Origin of the sequence: Kitasatospora sp. NPDC048365 (assembly GCF_043200835.1) — a bacterium.
Lineage (GTDB): Bacteria > Actinomycetota > Actinomycetes > Streptomycetales > Streptomycetaceae > Kitasatospora > Kitasatospora terrestris.
In genome coordinates, this window is the sequence record NZ_JBICYJ010000114.1 from 1 (window position 1) to 1,065 (window position 1,065).

At 70.1% G+C, this 1,065-nt stretch carries 1 protein-coding gene; it reads right to left on the bottom strand.

Annotated features, from left to right (window positions below; genetic code table 11):
• Nucleotides 1–949, bottom strand: a 949-nt coding sequence (locus ACGFX4_RS41370; protein ID WP_393086402.1) for an IS481 family transposase, incomplete at its 3' end; no start/stop codon positions are given.
• Nucleotides 950–1,065 lie beyond the last annotated feature (116 nt).

Here is a 1,065-nt window from a genome sequence, read left to right on the forward strand (position 1 = left end):
TGTTCTGACCCCAGAGGTTGGGAACGCGGCTGGCGGGTGGCTTTCCCCTGAGCGCAGTGTGTCCGCGGTGGTGATTGTAGGTGTGGAGCCAGTCGGGGAAGGCGTCGCGGCGTTCCTGCTCGGTGCGGTAGGGCTTCGCGTAGGCCCACTCGTCGAGCAGGGTGCGGTTGAAGCGTTCGACCTTGCCGTTGGTCTGCGGCCGGTAGGGGCGGGTGCGCTTGTGCGCGATCCCGCCGGCCGCAAGGGTGTCGCGCCAGGGGTGCGAGCGGTAGCAGGCGCCGTTGTCGGTCAGCACCCGCTCGACAGTGATCCCGGCCCGGGCGAAGAACGCCTGGGCGCGGGTCCAGAACGCCGCGGCGGTCTCCTTGCGCTCGTCGGGCAGGATCTCGCTATAGGCCAGGCGGGAGTGGTCGTCGACGGCGTTGTGCAGGTAGCTGTAGCCGACGCCGGAGCGGGTCCTGCGGCCGGCCTGGCGGCCGAGAACCTGGTGTCCGCCACCGTCGGGGATGTTTCCGAGCTTCTTGATGTCGACGTGGACCAACTCGCCTGGGGCGGAACGCTCGTAGCGCCGTATCGGGTGGCCCGTGGCGCGGTCGAGGTGGACCAGGCGGGCGAGCCGGTAGCGGGTGAGGACGCGGTGCACGGTGGCCGGGTTGAGCCGCAGGAGGTAGGCGATGCGGGCCGGGCCCCAGCGACGGAGCAGACGGACCTTGATGATCCGCCGCTCGGTGCGGGTCGGGGTTCGGCGCGGGCTGTGGTGTGGACGCGAGGACCGGTCGGTCATGCCGGTCTCGCCGAGCACACGGTAGCGGTCGGCCCAGCGCTTGGCCGTGGTCGGCGAGACCTGGAAGCGTTCGGCGGCCCGCCGCAGCGGCCAGCCGTCCTCGACCACGCAGCGGGCCAGGCGCAGGCGTCCGGTCTCGGTCAGCGGTGCGTTACGGTGTGGCATGAGGGCCTTTCTGGTCGCCGGTGCAGATGTCGCAATCCACACCTGGCCAGAAGGCCCTCACTCATTTCAAGATCACACCGCCGTGAACCCCGTCACCAACCTCCGTGGTCAGTACA